Origin of the sequence: Plantibacter flavus (genome assembly GCF_002024505.1) — a bacterium.
GTDB lineage: Bacteria > Actinomycetota > Actinomycetes > Actinomycetales > Microbacteriaceae > Plantibacter > Plantibacter flavus_A.
On record NZ_CP019402.1, the window covers coordinates 3,921,815 to 3,940,631 of the forward strand.

The window sequence follows — 18,817 nt, forward strand, 5'->3', positions numbered from 1 at the left end:
ACTCAGGACGCTTGCGGCGCGGCGCGGCGCCACGCCGCGTCACGCGACCAACGCGCCGAAGGCCTCCTGAGTTCTGAACCAGACCGAGACCTCCCCCGCTGTGACATCCTGTTCACACGGACACGAACGGACACGTCCGACACCGAAGGACAGGGGGCGGCATGGCCACGACCGGCACGCTCGGCGCCGAGGAACGACGGACCCGACTGACGGCGATCCTCGAACGCGACGGCAGCATCCGCCTCGACGACGCGGCTGCGGAGCTCGACGTGTCCTCGATGACCGTGCGACGCGACCTCGCCGACCTCGAGCAGCTCGGCCTGGTACGGCGCGTCCGGGGCGGGCGATCCCGACCCTGCGCCCGAGGACCTTCACCGAGCGGTCCGCGACGGGCGTCCGCGAGAAGGGTGCCATCGTCGAGAAGCTCCGGTCACTCATCCCGACGGACGGCGCGATCGCGATCGACGCCTCCAGCACGGCCGGCGGCATCAGTCGACTGCTCGGCGAGTCGACGCTCACGGTGGCGACCAACTCCTACCCGAACTTCCTCCTCGCCGGCGCGAACCGCGAGGTCACGGCCATCCTCGTCGGCGGCCAGGCCGAGCCGCGCACCGACAGCTTCATCGGCCCCATCGCCTGCCAGGCGGCGTCGTCGGTGCTCTACCGGCGCTTCTTCCTGTCGGCCGCCGCGATCGACTCGACCGTCGGCAGTTCGGAGGTCACCCTCGAGGAGGCGCAGGTCAAGCAGGCGTTCGCCCGTGCCTCGGACGAGACGATCCTCGTCGCCGCGTCCTCGAAGCTTGGGCAGCGCGCGATGGCGGTCGGCTTCGCCCTGGCGGACGTCGACCTCCTCGTCACGGAACTCGACCCCACCGACCCCGCGCTCGACGCCTACCGCGACGCCGTCGAACTCCTCTGAGGACCCGGCCCCGCACGTCCCGTTCTCAGGAGTCACCCCGCGCGTCGCTCCGCGACGACCGCAGCGCGCCGAGGCTCTCCTGAGATCGGGACATCCGTCATTGCGAGATCTGTCACTTCGTGTGACACTTAACACGATTGAACACTGGGCACGGACGTGCCCCGACGAAGGAGTGCGAATGTCCGTGAACCCCACCGCTGCAGAGCTCATCGCCCGCAGCAACCGCCTCGGGAGCGACCCGAAGAACACCAACTACGCCGGCGGCAACACCTCGGCCAAGGGCACCGAGATCGACCCCGTCACGGGCGAGCCGGTCGAGCTCCTCTGGGTCAAGGGCTCCGGCGGCGACCTCGGCACGCTCAAGCCCGAGGGTCTCGCGGTCCTTCGCCTCGACCGCATGCGCGCCCTGCAGGACGTCTACCCCGGCCTCGACCGCGAAGACGAGATGGTCGCCGCCTTCGACTACACCCTGCACGGCAAGGGTGGCGCGGCCCCGTCGATCGACACCGCCATGCACGGCCTCGTCGACGCGGCCCACGTCGACCACCTGCACCCCGACTCCGGCATCGCCATCGCGACCGCCGCCGACGGCCCGGCGCTCACGACGACGATCTTCGGTGACAAGGTCGTCTGGGTCCCGTGGCGTCGACCCGGTTTCCAGCTCGGCCTCGACATCGCCGCCATCAAGGCCGACAACCCGCAGGCGATCGGCACCATCCTCGGCGGGCACGGCATCACCGCCTGGGGCGACACCTCCGAGGAGGCCGAGGCGAACTCATTGTGGATCATCGACACCGCGGCCGCCTACATCGAGGCGAACTCCCGCCCCGAGCCCTTCGGCCCGGCGCTCGACGGCTACGCGGCCCTCCCCGAGGCCGAGCGTCGTGCGAAGGCGGCGGCCCTCGCGCCCACCATCCGCGGGCTCGCCTCCGCCGACCGTCCCGTCGTCGGCCACTTCACCGACAGCCCCGAGGTCCTCGACTTCCTGGCCTCGGCGGAGCACCCGCGCCTCACCGCACTGGGCACGAGCTGCCCCGACCACTTCCTCCGCACCAAGGTGAAGCCGCTCACGGTCGACCTGCCCGCCACGGCGAGCGTCGAGGAGGTCATCGAGCGTCTCGGCACGCTGCACGAGGCGTACCGCGAGGACTACCAGGCCTACTACGACCGCCACGCCACGGCCGACAGCCCGGTGATCCGCGGTGCCGACCCGCTCATCGTCCTCGTCCCGGGCGTCGGCATGTTCAGCTTCGGCAAGGACAAGCAGACCGCCCGCGTCGCCGGCGAGTTCTACGTCAACGCCATCAACGTCATGCGCGGCGCCGAGGGACTCTCGACCTACGCGCCGATCGACGAGGCCGAGAAGTTCGCGATCGAGTACTGGGCGCTCGAGGAGGCGAAGCTGCAGCGGATGCCGAAACCGAAGCCGCTCGCGACCCGCATCGCGCTCGTCACCGGTGCCGCATCCGGCATCGGCAAGGCCATCGCGACGCGTCTCGTCGCGGAGGGTGCGGTCGTCGCGATCGCCGACCTCTCACTGGAGAAGGCGCAGGCCGCGGCAGCCGAGCTCGGCACCACGGACGTCGCGATCGGCATCGCCGCCGACGTCTCGAACGAGGCAGCCGTCCAGGCCGCGATCGACGAGACGGTCCTGGCCTTCGGCGGGCTCGACCTCGTCGTCAACAACGCCGGTCTCTCGCTGTCGAAGTCGCTCCTCGAAACCACCGAGGCGGACTGGGACCTCCAGCACAACGTCATGGCGAAGGGCTCGTTCCTCGTCTCGAAGGCCGCCGCACGCGTGCTCATCGACCAGAAGCTCGGCGGCGACATCGTCTACATCTCGTCGAAGAACTCCGTGTTCGCCGGCCCGAACAACATCGCCTACTCCGCGACGAAGGCCGACCAGGCCCACCAGGTCCGTCTCCTCGCCGCAGAGCTCGGCGAGTACGGTGTGAAGGTGAACGGCATCAACCCCGACGGCGTCGTCCGCGGCTCCGGCATCTTCGCCTCGGGCTGGGGTGCGAACCGCGCGAAGACGTACGGCATCGACGAGCAGGACCTCGGCAAGTTCTACGCGCAGCGCACCATCCTCAAGCGCGAGGTCGTCCCCGAGAACGTCGCGAACGCGGTCTTCGCGATCTGCACGAGCGACTTCAGCCACACGACCGGACTGCACATCCCCGTCGACGCGGGCGTGGCCGCGGCCTTCCTGCGATGAGCGCGGCAGGCCGGAGCGGCACCGTCGCGGCGGTCGACCTCGGGGCCACGAGCGGGCGGGTCATGCTCGGCCACGTCGGCCCCGGCGAGCTGCGCCTCGTACCGGTCGCGCGGTTCCCGAACACGCCCGTCCGCACGCCGGACGGCCTGCACTGGAACATCCTCGAGCTGTACCGCTCGATCATCGCGGGGCTGTCGGGCGCAGCGAAGCAGGAGCCGCACCTGGCGAGCATCGGCATCGACTCATGGGCGGTCGACTACGGCCTCCTCCGGCAGGGGCGCCTCCTCGGCGCACCGTTCCACTACCGCGACGAACGGACGGCTGCAGGTGTCGAGGCGGTCCACGGAACGGTCCCGTTCGCCGACCTCTACCGCGTGAACGGCCTGCAGTTCCTGCCGTTCAACACCGTCTACCAACTCGCGACCGAGCGCGACGCCGGCATGCTCGACGTCGCCGACACCGCGCTCCTGGTGCCCGACCTCATCGCGCACTGGCTGACGGGTGCCCGTGTCGCCGAGGCCACCAATGCGTCGACCACGGGCCTCGTCCGCGCCGGCGAACCGACCGCCTGGGACACCGAGCTCCTCGGCCGACTCCACATCCCGGCGACGATCCTCCCGCCCATCGTCCAGCCGGGCGATCGCATCGGGACGCTCCTCGAGGCGGTCGCCACCGAGGTCGGCCTGGCCTCCTCCACCCCGGTCACCGCCATCGGCTCGCACGACACGGCGTCAGCGGTCGTCGCCGTCCCGATGACGACCCCGGATGCCGCCTACATCTCGTGCGGCACCTGGGGACTCGTCGGGGTCGAGCTCGAACGCCCGGTCCTCACCGAGGCGAGTCGAGCGGCGAATTTCACGAACGAGGGCGGCGTCGACGGACGCACCCGCTTCCTGCACAACGTGATGGGACTCTGGCTCCTGAGCGAGTCGGTGCGCACCTGGGAGCGCGGGGGCGAGACGATCGACCTCCCCGGGCTCATCGCCCAGGCCGCCGCGGTCGACGCACCCGTCTCGGTGTTCGATGCGAACGACCCCCGGTTCCTCGCCCCCGGTGACCTGCCGGCGCGCATCGCCGGGTTCCTCACCGAGCACGGGCGGGCGGTCCCGCAGTCCCGTGCCGAGTTCGTCCGGTGCATCATCGAGAGCCTGGCGCAGGCGTTCGCGGACGCCGTCCACACGGCCTCCGAGCTGTCCGGGGTCCAGGTGCGTGCGATCCACGTCGTCGGCGGCGGATCCCAGAACACGCTCCTCTGCCAGCTGACGGCCGACCGTGCGGGAATCCCCGTCATCGCCGGCCCGGTCGAGGCGACGGCACTGGGGAACGTCCTCGTCCAGGCGAGGGCGGTGGGGATCATCGACGGCGACCTCGAGTCCCTGCGCGCCCTCGTCGCCCGTTCCTTCGAGCCGACCCGCTACGAGCCGCGCAAGCCTGCCGGCTCCACGACCGTCAGCCGGTAGCGTCGCAGCATGACCGCTTCTCCACTCATCGTCAGCCTGCCCGCCGACCTGCGCGAGGAGGTGCTGTCGCAGGGACCCCTCCCCGAGGGCGTCGAGTTCGTCGAATGGGATCTGCGCACCGAACCGCCGGTCGAGCACATCGACCTCGTCGTGCCCGTGTACCTCGGCTCGAACAAACCGCTCGCGAACGTCGGTGCGGTGACGCCGAAGCTCGTCCAGGTGCAGTCGATCGGTTACGACGGCCTCGCGGACCTCCTCCCGGAGGGCATCACCCTCGCCAACGCGGCGACCGTCCACGAGGCCTCGACGGCGGAGCTCACGGTCGGGCTCATCCTCGCCTCGCAGCGCGGCATCCCCGACTTCGTGCGGGCCGAGCGGACGGGCGAATGGCTGCAGAGCCAGCGCCCGAGCCTCGCCGACCGCCGCGTGCTCCTCATCGGGTACGGCGGGGTCGGTGCGGCCATCGAGGAGCGCCTGCTCCCGTTCGAGGTGGAGGTCACCCGGGTGGCGTCGAGCGCGCGGGAGGACGAGCGGGGGCCGATCCACGGCATCGACGAACTGCCCGAACTCCTGCCGCACGCGGAGATCGTCATCGTCGTCGTCCCGCTGACCGACAGCACCCGCGGCTTGATCGGAGACGACTTCCTGGCGGCACTGCCCGACGACGCCCTGGTCGTGAACGTCGCCCGCGGCCCCGTCGCCGACACCGACGCCCTGGTGGAGCACGCGACGAGCGGTCGCATCCGACTGGCGCTCGACGTGACCGACCCCGAACCACTGCCCGCCGACCACCCGCTGTGGTCCCTGCCGAACGTGCTCGTCTCCCCGCACATCGGGGGTGCGACGAGCGCCATGCTGCCGCGGATGGCGCGTCTCCTGCGTCGGCAGATCGAACATCTGTTGGCCGACGAGGAGCCGGAGAACATCGTCCTCCGCACCTGAGACGGGCGTCGATATCCGTCGGAACCCCCTCGCAGAAAAATCTGAGACGAGGGCTCGCGTTGAATCGGTTCAAGAGGTAGGGTTTGTGGTCTGACCACACCGAAGTGTCGAAGGAGGATCGATGAACGCACCAGCGACGGCCGCGCCGGCCGCGGCCCAGGCGACGCAGCCCGCCACCGCAGCGGCGGAGCCCCGGGCCTGGGAGGTCGTGCTCGCCCGCATCGAGTCGGACCTCCTCAGCGGTGTCCTCACCCCCGGTGACCGCCTGCCCGGCGAACGACAGCTCGCGATCGACCTCGGCGTCGGTCGGTCCAGCGTCCGCGAGGCGATCCGCGTCCTCGAGGTCCTGGGACTCATCCGCACCCACACGGGATCCGGCCCCACCGCCGGCGCGATCATCGTCGCCACGCCGTCCGGCGGCATGGCCACCCTCATGCGGCTCCAGGTGGCCGCGCAAGGCTTCGCCGTCCAGGACGTGGTCGACACCCGGCTCGTGATCGAGACCGCGGTCGTCCACAGTCTCGCGTCGCGCGCCGGAACGACCGTCCCCGATCTCACACACCCCGAGTCCCTGCTCGACGCGATGGACCAGTCGACGCTCACGGAGGCCGAGTTCCTCGCCCTCGACGCGCAGTTCCACCTGTCGCTCGCCGAGGCGGAGGGCAACCAGGTCCTCGTCGCCACGATGTCCGGCCTCCGCGACTCCATCGAGCGCTACGTCCTCGCCGGTGTCCCGCAACTGGCGTCGTGGTCAGCCACCGCCGACCGCCTGCGCGCCGAGCACCGGGGCATCGTGGAGGCGATCCGCCACGCCGACGCCGAGCTGGCCCGCCAGTCCGTCCGCTCCCACATCACCAACTACTACCAGGCTCGCGAACGGTCAGAAGACGACAGTCCGCACCCCTCGACACCCACCTCAAGCGACAGTTCGCGGAAAGAAGAGACAGACCATGGTTGAACGCCGCATCCCCAAGCCCCATGACCTCCTGCCGCTCATGCAGTTCAAGAAGCCGGAGTTCAACGCTCGCCGGCGACGCCTGGCGGCCGCCACCACCATCAGCGACCTCCGGGCGATCGCGAAGAAGGTCACACCGACGGCGCCCTTCGATTACACCGACGGCGCCGCCGAGGGCGAGATCTCACTGGCTCGGGCACGGCAGGCGTTCCAGGACATCGAGTTCCACCCGGCCGTCCTGAAGAACGTCGCGAACGTCGACACCGGCTGGGACGTCCTCGGCGAGCGTGTCGCGTTCCCCTTCGGCATCGCGCCGACCGGCTTCACCCGCATGATGCAGACTGAGGGCGAACGGGCGGGGGCCTCCGCCGCCGCGGCCGCGGGCATCCCCTTCACCCTGTCGACCATGGGCACGACCTCGATCGAGGACGTCAAGGCGGCGGCACCCGGTGGGCGCAACTGGTTCCAGCTGTACATGTGGAGCGAGCGCGAACGGTCGATGGCGCTCGTCGATCGCGCGGCCGCGGCCGGCTACGACACCCTCGTCGTGACGGTCGACACCCCGGTCGGCGGCGCCCGCCTGCGCGACGTCCGCAACGGCATGACGATTCCGCCGTCGCTCACCCCGAAGACCATCGTCGACGCGCTCCCCCGCCCGGCATGGTGGATCAACTTCCTCACCACGGAGCCACTGGCTTTCGCGAGCCTCGACCGCTGGTCGGGAACCGTCGCGGCGCTCATCGACACGATGTTCGACCCGACCGTCGGCCCGGACGAGGTCAAATACATCCGCGAGCAGTGGAAGGGCAAGCTCATCGTCAAGGGCGTCCAGTCGGTCGCCGATGCGAAGCTCGCCGTCGACCTCGGTGCGGACGCCGTCCAGCTCTCCAACCACGGCGGCCGCCAGCTCGACCGCGCGCCGATCCCGTTCCACCTCCTGCCGAGCGTCGTGCGCGAGGTGGGCAAGGACGCAGAGGTGCACCTCGACACCGGCATCATGAACGGCGCCGACATCGTGGCCTCCGTCGCGCTCGGTGCGCGCTTCACCTTCATCGGCCGCGCCTACCTGTACGGGCTCATGGCCGGTGGACGCGAGGGCGTCGATCGTGCGATCCAGATCCTCTCGGGTGAGATCGTGCGCACGATGAAGCTGTTGGGTGTCGCGTCGCTCGACGAGCTGCAGCCTCACCACGTGACGCAGCTGTCGCGGTTCACGACCCTGCAGCCGCTGCCCGAGCAGTCGACACTGAGTGCCGGACGCTCCACAACAGCGAAGCCCGCGACGTCGCCCGCCCGCAAGGCTCCGGCGCGGAAGCCCGCAGCCGCGAAGGCGTAACCGCCTCCTCACTCGACCGGCCCCGGTCACCGCGCGCGTCGAAGGATCCTTGTCGACACGCTTGGTGACCGGGGCCTTGGACGTCCTCGCAGGCGCACAGTTCCGTCCCGCGCTCTCGCCAGACGGCACGCCGCACGACGCGAGCGCGGGGCCGCCTCACGCTTCCGCATGAGACGACCCCGCCGCCGGCCTGGGCCGATCAGTCCTGCCCGAACCCCGGGCAGGACCGTGTCGTCATTCCGTCAGATCCGAACCGACCTCCTCACGCTGACGGCGGCGCACGATGAGGCCGAAGCCCAGGGCGATCCCGAGCAGCGCGAGTGCCGCTGCGCCTCCGAGGAAGGCACCCTCGGCTCCGGTCTTCGCGAGCGGACCGTCCGTCGATCCGGACGAGACGACGGGTGCCGGCGTGTTCGGTTCGGGCGTCTCCGGTACGACGATTCCGACGTACCAGGACTCGGTGGAGGCGGATACCAGCGAGCGAGGCTGCACGCCGTCGTCGAACGATCCAGACCCGTCTTCCGCGGCCGCCGTGACGATCCGGTGGTGTGCGCCGAGCTCGGCGCGCTCCTCGAGATCGACGCTGACCGACGCACCTGGTGCCAGCGCACCGTCGACGGACAAGGCCGACCGGGGCTCCATGCCGTCGTCGAGGACGACGTCCGTGAGTGTCCGCGGACCGGTGTTCGTCACGATGTACGTCCACGTGATGCCGTCGGCAGCCAGGATCTCCGGCCCGGGAGCCTCCTCGACGATTTCGCCGTTCAGCAGCACCTCGACGCTGATCTCACCGGCGGTCGGCAGCTGCACTTCGGCCAGGTCGTCGTCGGAGACCCGCGATCCATCGGCAGCATGTGCTCCCGACGCCGACACCTCGCGCGAGACGAAGCCCGCGTCGATGTCCGACTGCGTGATCGTGGTCTCGAACGTGGTCACTTCGATCGAGCCGGGGGCCAGGGACTCCCAGGTCCCGATCGTCTGCTCGTCGTCGTGGACCTCGACGTTCCGCAGCGTCGGCAGCCCGGCGTTCTCGACCGTCACGGTCCAGTCCACCGTGGCACCGACCGCGACCTCGTCGCGGACGCTGCCCACGATCGACACCGTCACCGCAGCACCCGTGGCCAGATCGATGGTGACCGAGTCACCGGCCTCGACCGTGTCGCCGGCGAGGTCGACGCCGGACGCGACCGCATCCGTGGTCAAGGACCCTCGATCGATGTCAGCCTGCGTCAACGTGTACTCCACCGTCGCGACCGCGGACTCCCCGAGCTGCAACGTCCCGGGCTCGCCCGGCCACACCACCTCCGGCTCACCCATGCCCGCGAACCGGTCGCGGACCTGGACCTCCGTCAATGCGGTGCCGGCGCTCGTGTTCGTCGCGGTGAGCTCGAACTCGATCACCGAGCCGACGACCAGGTCGCCGTCAGGCAGGATCGCCCGCTCGTTCAACGTAATCACGGAGTCGATCACACCCTGATACCAGCTGACGTCCTCAGCACGCACCGGACCCACCGGCCGATCGCCCGCCTCAACACCGGAGACCACGGCACGAACGAGCTGCTCAGCGAACACCGCGTCGGCTGACACCGTGATGTCCGTGCTCTCGCCAGGGGCCAGCGTCTCGATGACCGCCAGCTCCGACCCGAACGAATCCGAGACGGACAGGTCGGCAAGGGTGCGGATACCGGTGTTCGTGACCACGTACGTCCACTCGATCGACTCACCGACCGTCACCTCAGGACCAGGAGCCGAAACGACATCCTCTCCGTTCAACAGCACCTCGATCGACACCGCACCAGCCACGTCGAGCGGTACCTCCGCAGTGTCCTCATCGGTCACCGGAGCGCCATCGGCGGCATGCTGACCAGAAGCCGACACCACCTGGGAGACGACACCTGCGTCGATGTCGTTCTGGGTCAGCGTGGTCTCGAACGTGCTCATCTCGATCGAGCCGGGGGCCAGGGACTCCCAGGTCCCGATCGTCTGCTCGTCGTTGTAGACCTCGACGTTCCGCAGCGTCGGCAGCCCGGCGTTCTCGACCGTCACGGTCCAGTCCACCGTGGCACCGACCGCGACCTCGTCACGGACACTGCCCACGATCGACACCGTCACCGCAGCACCCGTGGCCAGATCGATGGTGACCGAGTCGGAATCCTCGACGGTCTCGCCGGCGAGGTCGACGCCGGACGCGACCGCATCCGTGGTCAAGGACCCTCGATCGATGTCAGCCTGCGTCAACGTGTACTCCACCGTCGCGACCGCGGACTCCCCGAGCTGCAAGGTCCCAGGCTCGCCCGGCCACACCACCTCCGGCTCACCCATGCCCGCGAACCGGTCGCGGACCTGGACCTCCGTCAGCGCCGTGCCGGCGCTCGTGTTCGTCGCGGTGAGCTCGAACTCGATCACCGAGCCGACGACCAGGTCGCCGTCAGGCAGGATCGCCCGCTCGTCGACCGTGATCGAGGAGTCGATCACACCCTCGTACCAGCTGACGTCCTCAGCACGCACCGGACCCATCGGCCGATCGCCCGCCTCGACACCAGCGACCTCCGCGGTGACCGTCTGCTCAGCGAACACCGCGTCGGAATCGACCGTGATCTCGCGGCTCTCGCCCGGGGCGAGCGTCTCGATGACCGCCAGCTCGGACCCGAACGAATCCGAGACGGACAGATCAGCAAGGGTGCGGATACCGGTGTTGGTGACCACGTACGTCCACTCGATCGACTCGCCGACCGTCACCTCAGGACCAGGAGCCGAAACGACATCCTCTCCGTTCAGCAACACCTCGATCGACACCGCACCGGCCACGTCCAGCGGCACCTCCGCAGTGTCCTCATCGGTCACCGACGAACCGTCCGCAGCGTGGAACCCTTCCACCTCCACCGATCGGGATACCAGGCCGGCATCGATGTCGGACTGGGTCAGGGAAGTCTCGAACGTGGTGATCTCGATCGCCGCGGGCGCGAGGGTGTCCCAGCTGCCGATCGACTGTTCGCCATCGCGAACCTCGACATCACGCAGCGTCGGCAAGCCGGCGTTCTCGACGGTGACGGTCCAGTCCACCGCGGCACCGGCCGCGACCTCGTCGCGCACGCTGCCCACGATCGACACCTTCACCGCAGCCCCCGTGACGAGATCGACGGTGATGCTGTCGTCATCGCTGACAGCGCTTCCGAGCGCGTCGGTCCCGGCGACGGTCGCATCGTTGGTCAGGCGACCACGGTCGATGTCGGACTGCGTCACGGTGTAGCTCGCCGTCGCCTGCACGGTCGCCCCGGCAGCCAGCACACCGGATTCGGCGGGCCAGTCGAAGGCGAGTTCGCTCAGGCCCCGGAGGTCGTCGTCCAACTGGACGTCACTGAGGGTTCCTTGCCCGCTGTTCGTGGCGACGAAGGTGTAGTCGATGACCGAGCCGACCTCGAGATCCCCCTCGGGCAACGTCGCACGCTTGTCGAGCACGATGCTCGAGTCGACGGTCTGGTACCCGAACACGAGGTCGTCGCGACCACTTCCCATCGGGACCGTGAACGGACCGGCGACGTCGTCTCGGCGATCCTGCCAACCGGCGGTCTGCAGGTGTGACGCCGGGAGCGTCGTGCCGTCGACGACCACCTCGTACTCCTGGCTGGAGACGAGCCCGTCGATCGAGAACGTCCCGTCCGATGCGGTCGAGCTCTGCTCGATCGCATCGCCGCCGGCCGGACGGAGGTCGAGCCTCACGTCGGCCAGGCCGGGCTCGTCGGCCTGCTGCACGCCGTCGCCGTTCCGGTCGTCGAAGACGACACCGCCGACCGTGGAGCCGACGACCTCGGACGTCTGGTTCGGCGTCCGGAGACGGACCGAGTTCGATCCGAAGTAGGCGTCGGCGCTGTTCTGGTAGACGTCTCCCGCCTCCTGCCCCTCCACCGAGAGGTCGAGACGGAGGCCACCCGCGGCCGTGGAGTTGAACCCGACGTAGACGACACGCACAGCGGTGACGGACGAGAGATCGGCGTCCTCGGCGAGATCGACCCACTCGACCTCGTCGCCGGGCGCATCGCCGATGAGGCGAGGATCGGCGGTCGTGACCTGCACCGTCGCCGGCTCGACGCCCAACAGGCGAAGGCTCTGGAGCGTGGCGGTCCCCGAGAAGCTGGAGCCGCGGGCGTCGCCGTTGTACGGCAGGACGTCGAGGAACACGACGTTGCCCTCGTAGTTGCTCCGGGTGAAGTTGTACCAATAGGTCGTGAAGTCGATCGACGTGTCGTCGGACTCGATCTGCGGCTTCCCAGCGGCGCCGCTCAGCGAGAGGGTGTCCACCTGCACGACGTTGACACGCGAGGACGCCTGGAGCGCCGTGTCGCCGATGCCGGAGAGGGTGCTCAAGGTGGACAGCGTGCCGTTGGTCCCGCCGGTCCAAGCATTCGGCTTGACCGGCCGCTGGACCGACACCGTCGTGCCGATGCGAACGGGCTTGAGCGACGTGGACGATGCATCGAGCACGACCGGGGCCGTGCTTTCGAGCGTGACGTACGCGGGGGCGCGGTCGTCGCGGGTGCCGGGGAGGCCATCGGGGCCGAGGTCGGCCTCGCGCACGCCGACGACTCGCCACGCCGGGTCGAGACGCGACACGTCGAAAGCCGTCACCGCGGAGTCGAGTCGCACCTCGGTGCGGACCGCGTCGAAGGTGATGGGCGCAGCGTCGAGGCGTGCGCCGGCCGGTCGAACCAGGCTGGTCTGCGCGATCTGGTCGACGGAGTTGCCACCGACGACCGACGCCGAACCCGCTGCCAGCGAATGGTTCGTGGTGAACAGCTCGACGCAGGTGCTCGTCCGCTGTCCGCGGGCACCGGTCTCGTCCGCCGTCCAGGTGTGATTGATCGTGATGCAGGATCCGACCGGCGCACGCGCCTCCAACGGGACACGGACGGACAGCTTGAAGTCGGCAACGCGCCCGATCACGTCCTTCTGCCAACTCTCTCCGAGGTACTGCACGCGCACTCCGGTGATCGCCGTGGGGCCCCCGGCCTCCTGCGGCGTGTCGAACCAGGCGTTGCTCTCGGGGTCCTGCTGATCGGTTCCGTTCGTGTACTGGACGAGGAACCGGTCGGCCGGCTGCTGCTGGAGGGTGCTGTCGCGGACGACACCGAAAGCCACGGCCGGGGTGTCGAGGACGAACTGAGCCTCCTCGGGATTCCAGAACTGGTGGGTGACCAGGTTCGTCAGCCCCTGGCTGCGGGTCTGGCCGGACTCCGCGCGGGTCGGCGGGGTGACCGTCCCCTCGGAGAAGAGCTCGGCGTCCGGCGACACCAGACTGTTGCTCACGCTCGTCCAGCGGGACGCGTTGAGCGGCGGATAGCTCGGCGTTCCGGAGATGTAGCGTGCTGCGGAGATGCCCGCCGTCGGCGGAGCGAGGACCCAGCCGCCCTCTTCGTCGTCCTTCAGGTTCTGCGTCAGACGCGCTGAGGACTGACCACCGATCGCACCGACGATGGTCGAGCCACCGTTGGTGGTCCAATCGGGACCCGTCAGGGTGTAGGGGATCACGATGGCATCGGCCGCCTTCTCAGGGACGTCGTCCTTCGGGTACCAGAGGGTCGGCCGGATGGCCAGGCGGGTGGGAGCCACGTCGCTGATCGGGAGGGAGGTGATCCGTAGGGTGATCTCCTTGCCGTCGACGGAGACGATTTCCGCAAGGTCGCTCTCGAGTTCGACGCCACCGGCGGTGGGACCGTCGTACGTCAGGGTGACGTCGATCGGGAGGTCGATCTCCATGGGCCGGCGCTGTCCGGCTTCGAGCAACGAGGTCAGCTGTACGCCGATGGACAGTGGAATCGCGTCCTCCAGACCGTTCCCGAAGTCGTACTGGCCGAGCGCGTTGGACTGGCCACCGACCGGCGTGAGGTCCGAGCGGTACTCACCCACGGTCGTGAGCGTCCCGCCGGACGCCTCTCGAGCGCCCGTGCCGTCCTCGTAGACGACCGTCGCGTCGTACACCGTGCCGGGGGCCGTCGTGAATCCGTTCATCGTCGCGGTGAGACCGTCGACCGTCACGAGCGACCCCGAGGGGATCGACATCGTCGCACGGAGCGTGCGCCCACCGTCCTCGAGCACGTAGCGGGAGGTGAACGTCGGAGAGTCGTTGTTCAACTTGATGAGGGACGATTCGTCCCAGACCCACCCCTCGGGCAGGGTCTGCGAGGCGACACCGTCGGTGAGTCCGTCGCTTCCGAGCGACCAGGCGAACATCGCCGAGGAGCCGGTCGCGATGAGTCCGTTGTCGGCAGCCGGGTCGAGCGTGCCGACGATGCCGTCGTCCGTGATCGAGAGCTTGAACTCGGTGAACGAGCCGACGGCTTGGAGGTCGGTGGTCGCCGCAGCCGGCGCCGAGAGCACACCACCGAGCGCGGTCGTGATGGCCAGGGTGCCGGCCATGAGTTGCAGGCGCGAACGCCAGCGAGGGGGTTTCATGCTGTTTCCTTCGAGAGAACGATTGCGGCCGGGCGGCCGCACGGGGACGGGATGTCGGGGAGGGTGGTCACTGAGCCGGCGCCAGGGTGTTGCCGGGGAAGGCGTCCTCGGCGAGCTCGGCGCCGTCGAGCCAGGCGAGGTCGTTGCCGGATCCGACGACGTCGACACGCTCGACGAAGTCGATGCTGATCGTGTTGTCGTCGCCGTCGACCGTGAGCGAGGTCGCCGAGTCCGCATGCAGCGTGACGGCGTCGGCTCGCACCGTCACGGCACCGCAGTCGCCGATGAGGCGCACGTTCGCGCCGTCCGAGCCGATGGTGACATCACGGCCGGTGCACTGGGTCACGGCAGGTTCGGCCACGCTGGCGATCGGTGCGGACGTACAGGCGACGAGGGTGCCGGCGAGCGCAAGGGTCACGGCGGCGAGGACGGCTGGTTTCATGGGGAGATCTCCGGTCGGTTTCCGAATGTCTAATTCTACACGTGAAATACTAGCCGACGAATGAGTGATATACAAGCGGTCACAAGAGCGCAAGCCGACACAACGACGGAACGCGCGACCCCTCAGGGCCGCGCGTTCCGTCGGATGCGCTGCGTGCGCGTCGGTGCCTGGGGCTCCGCCCCTACCCCACCCTCCTCCGCGCGCACGAGATCGCGATCGCAATCGCGGAGGACCCGAGCCCGGCGAGGATCAGGATCGCCGCCAGCGCGAACGGCCCGGAGTCGGCCCCCGTCCGGACAAGCGCCCCTTCCTCGGACGACCGATCGATCGGGGTCGGAGGCGGAACGACCACCGTCGCAGCGGTGATCGTCCAGGTGAACGTCGTGGAGGCGACCAGTTCGCCTGCGGTCGCCGAGACGGTCACGGCGAAGACACCGACGGTGGTCGGGATCCCCTGCAGCAGGCCCGTCGACGGGTCCAGACCGATGCCGCCGGGCAATCCCACCGCCGAATAGGTGACGGCTGAGCCGTCCGACGTCGTCGCGTTCGCGGCGACGGAGACCGCATCTCCCGACCGGTCGCTCCGATCGGCCAAGGGATCCAGTGCGATCGTCGGTGCCGGTGGATCCACCGTCAGGGTCGCTGCCGCAGTCGGCGTCGACCCGACCGAGTTCGTGAAGACCGCACGGTATCGCTGGCCCGACTGATCGACCGTCGCCGCCTCGATCGTCAGCGACGGTGCGGTCTCGTCGGCGAGATCACTCCAGGTCGCGCCCCCGTCGGTACTGACCTGCCAGACCACGGTGGTCGCCTCGACGCTCGAGGCCTGGGCCTCGAAGGTCGCATCACCGCCGGCAGCCACGCGCTGATCGACCGGGTCGGAGACGATGGACGGTGCCGTGGCGATGGGATCGATCACCGTCAGGTTGTTGCTCCGGATGCTCGTCACGAAGGTCCGATGGCGGGTCGGGTCGGTCGCGATCTGGAACGCGCCGATCGCGGGCACGTCCTGGACACGGGCGCCGGTGGCCGCATCGACCACCACGACCGTTCCGCCGTTCGACTGCGGGGACGTGAGGAAGGCCGACTCGAGCGCACGGTCGGCGGAGGTGAAGTAGGTGTTCGTGACGTCGATGGACCCGGACACCGCCCCGGTCGAGGTGTCGTGGACGGTCGCCGTCGGGCCGAGCTGCGCCGTGACGAAGGCGCTCGTCTCGTCCGAGGAGAGGAGGAGGCTCTGCGGCACGCGGTTCGTCGACCAGCTCGTCCGCAGCGTCCCGTCCGCGGTGTCGAACACGAGCACCTGGTCGTTGTTCGGCGCGACGGCGTACGCGGTGGTTCCTGCGGCGTCGACGGTGACCTCCTGCATCCCGGTCACAGCCGACCAGGTGGTGACCGGGACCGGAGCCGCCGGATCCGAAGCGTCGAGCACCGAGAGGTAGGCCGAGGCGGAGTTCACCACGTAGATCTGCTTCGTCGAGAGGTTCAGGCTGACGCCCGTCGGCGCGTTTCCGACGGGCACGCTGGCCACGACCGACGCGGACACGGGATCGATGACCGCGAGGGACCCCTGCAGCAGGTTGCCGGTGTACTGCGACACGTAGACGTAGCCGCTCGCCGGGTCGACCGCGATCTGTGATGGCAGGTTCGGAACGGCGACCGTCGTCACCCGCTCCAGCGTGTCGGCGTCGTAGACCCAGACGACGTTCGACGTCCGGCCCGACACGTAGACGAGCCCACGGTTCGGATCGACGGCGACCCCGTACGGTCGAGCGTCGAGTGTCAGGACGCGGCTCGCCTGATACTCCGGCGCGGCCGCCGACGCCGCTTGCGGCAGGCCGACCGACATGGTCATCGCCGCAACCGCGATCACCGCGGCGACGACCTTCTGAATCACGGGCATACGCCACCCCATCGCTCGAGCCACTCCCCCCACCGAGATCGTCGAGGAGTCCGGACCGCACCGACCGATCGCCTGAGCGAGGATCAGTTCTGCGGCGACTTCGCGACAGTTGTTGGTGAGGATAGCGGTCACGGGACCGCACCGACAACCGGTCGCGGAAATCGGCCAGCGCCGGTCGCTCGGGCCGGACTCGCGCGCTCACACCATCACACCGCCCTCCCCGGGTTGTCCCCGATGCCCTCCGTCGCTCCGTCGGGGACGATGGATCCGTCCGGACGGTCGCAGCACCTGCGCCGTCGGGCCGGTGTTCGACGATCGGGAGGCGACGGTGGCACACCTCCTCGTGATCGGTGGGAGCGGCCGCACCGGGCGGCTCATCATCGGCGAGGCACTGCGCCGCGGCCACTCGGTCACCGCGCTCGTCCGCGACCCCGCCGCCGTCGTCCCCGGCGACCGCCTGACGGTCGTCCAGGGGTCTCCACTGCGGAGTGAGGACGTCGAGGAGGCCATGCGTGGCGCGCAGGCCGTGATCATCGCCCTCAGTAACATCGGCTCGTCCGACTGGCCGTGGGCGCGCCAGGTGAGTCCTCCCGACCTCATCTCGAACGCCGTGCGGGTCGTGACGGATGCAATGCGCTCGCGTGGCCTGCGTCGAATCGTCCTCCTCTCCGCACTCGGAGCCGGCGAGTCGGTCCGGAGCGTCCCCGCCGGCCTGCGGTGGGCGACGCACTTCCTCCGACTCGGCACCGTCTACGCCGATCACGAGCAGGCGGACGCGTTCCTCCGCCGCTCGGAACTCGACTGGACCATCGTGCACCCGACCGTGCTCTCCGCCAGTGACGCCCGACGCCCGGTCGTGTCCTCACCACCGGGGAGCTGGCCGAGCTCGCTCCGCATCCCTCGCTGCGACGTCGCCGCATACCTCGTGGATGCGGTCGACGACGAGGACCTTATCGGCTCTGCCCCGGTCATCTCGTCAGGGCCGCGCCGCAGCTGACGACGAACCCGCCGACGGGCGCCATCGCGACTCAGGAGCCGGCGGCCGCCCGTGACGCTGCAGGACGACGCCCGATGATGCGGTCCGTCAGTTCGCAGACGCCCCACCAGGTGACGCGGAGCATGGCTTCGACGACGATGCCGCTCGTCATCTTGGACGCCCCGAGCGTCCGCTCGGTGAAGGTGATCGGCACTTCGACGATCCGCAGACCGGCGCGGTTCGCGTGCCAGAGCATGTCGACCTGGAAGCCGTAGCCGTGGCTGTGGACCTCGTCGAGCATCAGCCGCCGCAGTGCGTCAGCACTGAACACGCGGTAGCCGCCGGTCACGTCCCGCGCGGGCAGCCGGAGCGCGAACCGGGCGTAGGCACTGCCGACCCGCGAGATGGCCTCGCGATGCTTGGGCCAGTTGACGACGGTGCCGCCCGGGACCCAGCGCGACCCGAGGACGACGTCCGCCTCCGCGGTGGCCGCGAGAAGTGCCGGCAACTGCTCGGGGGCATGGGATCCGTCGGCGTCCATCTCGACCACGTTGCCGAATCCGCGGCCGATCGCCCAGGCGAAACCGGCCTTGTAGGCGGCGCCGAGCCCTTCCTTGCCGGTGCGGTGCAGCACGTGCACCGCGTCGTCCTCGGCGGCGAGACGGTCGGCGATCGCTCCGGTGCCGTCGGGTGAGTTGTCGTCGACCACGAGCACCTCGACGGATGGTGCAGCGGTACGGACGCGCGCGACGATCCTCTCCAGGTTCTCGCGTTCGTTGTAGGTGGGGATGATGACCACCGTGGAATCCATGTGCCGTCCTCGTGTCTGCTCAGCCAGCGTAGCGCGCTGAACAGGACCGTATCGGCGGCCTCCGACCGGACGTCCGGACGCTCAGGAAACGGTCGGCGAACGTCCGGCTGGGGATCAGTTGTTGCTGGCGAAATGCGCCGGGATGAAGATCGCGAGCGCGATCATGAGGATGCCACCCATGAACCAGACGGCCTGCAGGACGTCCGCGCGGAACGCCTCGCCGAACGCCCACATGCCGCCGGCGAACAGGGCGAAGGCGATCACGACCCAGAACCCCGTCGCATCACTCAGGGTGCCGGAGCGTCCTGCGTCGGCGCGGTCGTGGTCACGTCGTTCTCCGGCGTCCATGGGTGCCCTTCCTCAGGTTCAAGCGGTCAGTGCAGGTATACGCCGCGCCACCGGCAC

Annotated in this window: 12 protein-coding genes and 1 pseudogene; 8 read left to right on the forward strand and 5 right to left on the reverse strand. The window is 69.4% G+C overall.

Annotated elements, in window-relative coordinates:
- Positions 1-161: 161 nt before the first annotated feature.
- From BWO91_RS20305 to BWO91_RS18150, 7 genes and pseudogenes are all read left to right on the forward strand, one after another.
- Positions 162-284 (forward strand): annotated as a pseudogene (locus tag BWO91_RS20305) (hypothetical protein); the annotation flags it as partial.
- Between the two features lie 170 nt (positions 285-454).
- Positions 455-919: a hypothetical protein gene (locus tag BWO91_RS20310; protein WP_240555836.1), complete on the forward strand. Its 465-nt coding sequence runs from the start codon at positions 455-457 to the stop codon at positions 917-919.
- 178 nt (positions 920-1,097) lie between these two features.
- Entirely contained in the window at positions 1,098-3,137 is a 2,040-nt protein-coding gene (locus tag BWO91_RS18130; RefSeq protein WP_079003578.1) for a bifunctional rhamnulose-1-phosphate aldolase/short-chain dehydrogenase, read from the forward strand.
- Positions 3,134-4,597 carry a rhamnulokinase gene (locus BWO91_RS18135; protein WP_079003579.1) on the forward strand — a complete coding sequence of 488 codons (1,464 nt, stop codon included), beginning with the start codon at positions 3,134-3,136 and terminating at the stop codon, positions 4,595-4,597. The genes BWO91_RS18130 and BWO91_RS18135 overlap by 4 nt, the downstream gene beginning before the upstream one ends.
- 9 nt (positions 4,598-4,606) lie before the next feature.
- The gene (locus BWO91_RS18140; RefSeq protein ID WP_071260430.1) at positions 4,607-5,539 is read left to right on the forward strand and encodes a 2-hydroxyacid dehydrogenase; all 933 of its coding nucleotides are present in this window, start codon (positions 4,607-4,609) and stop codon (positions 5,537-5,539) included.
- 121 nt (positions 5,540-5,660) lie between these two features.
- On the forward strand, positions 5,661-6,497 hold the full coding sequence (locus BWO91_RS18145) for a FadR/GntR family transcriptional regulator (RefSeq protein WP_079003580.1): 837 nt from the start codon (positions 5,661-5,663) through the stop codon (positions 6,495-6,497).
- Entirely contained in the window at positions 6,490-7,830 is a 1,341-nt protein-coding gene (locus BWO91_RS18150; protein WP_079003581.1) for an alpha-hydroxy acid oxidase, read from the forward strand. The genes BWO91_RS18145 and BWO91_RS18150 overlap by 8 nt, the downstream gene beginning before the upstream one ends.
- A gap of 234 nt (positions 7,831-8,064) precedes the next feature.
- On the opposite strand, the gene BWO91_RS18155 is transcribed toward BWO91_RS18150, so the two are convergent.
- The 3 genes from BWO91_RS18155 to BWO91_RS18165 form a co-directional block, all read right to left on the reverse strand.
- Positions 8,065-14,280: a DUF7507 domain-containing protein gene (locus BWO91_RS18155; protein ID WP_079003582.1), complete on the reverse strand. Its 6,216-nt coding sequence runs from the start codon at positions 14,278-14,280 to the stop codon at positions 8,065-8,067.
- Positions 14,281-14,347: 67 nt separating this feature from the next.
- A complete protein-coding gene (locus tag BWO91_RS18160) occupies positions 14,348-14,722 on the reverse strand; it encodes a DUF3060 domain-containing protein (RefSeq protein WP_079003583.1) in 375 nt (124 codons plus the stop codon).
- Between the two features lie 181 nt (positions 14,723-14,903).
- Complete coding sequence (locus BWO91_RS18165; protein WP_167620529.1) at positions 14,904-16,625, reverse strand: YncE family protein; 1,722 nt, start codon at positions 16,623-16,625, stop codon at positions 14,904-14,906.
- 328 nt (positions 16,626-16,953) lie between these two features.
- Between BWO91_RS18165 and BWO91_RS18170 the strand changes: the two genes are divergently transcribed.
- Complete coding sequence (locus BWO91_RS18170) at positions 16,954-17,622, forward strand: NAD(P)-dependent oxidoreductase (protein WP_167620530.1); 669 nt, start codon at positions 16,954-16,956, stop codon at positions 17,620-17,622.
- Positions 17,623-17,653: 31 nt separating this feature from the next.
- On the opposite strand, the gene BWO91_RS18175 is transcribed toward BWO91_RS18170, so the two are convergent.
- Positions 17,654-18,412 carry a polyprenol monophosphomannose synthase gene (locus tag BWO91_RS18175; RefSeq protein WP_071260435.1) on the reverse strand — a complete coding sequence of 253 codons (759 nt, stop codon included), beginning with the start codon at positions 18,410-18,412 and terminating at the stop codon, positions 17,654-17,656.
- 114 nt (positions 18,413-18,526) lie between these two features.
- A complete protein-coding gene (locus BWO91_RS18180) occupies positions 18,527-18,760 on the reverse strand; it encodes a hypothetical protein (protein WP_079003586.1) in 234 nt (77 codons plus the stop codon).
- Positions 18,761-18,817 lie beyond the last annotated feature (57 nt).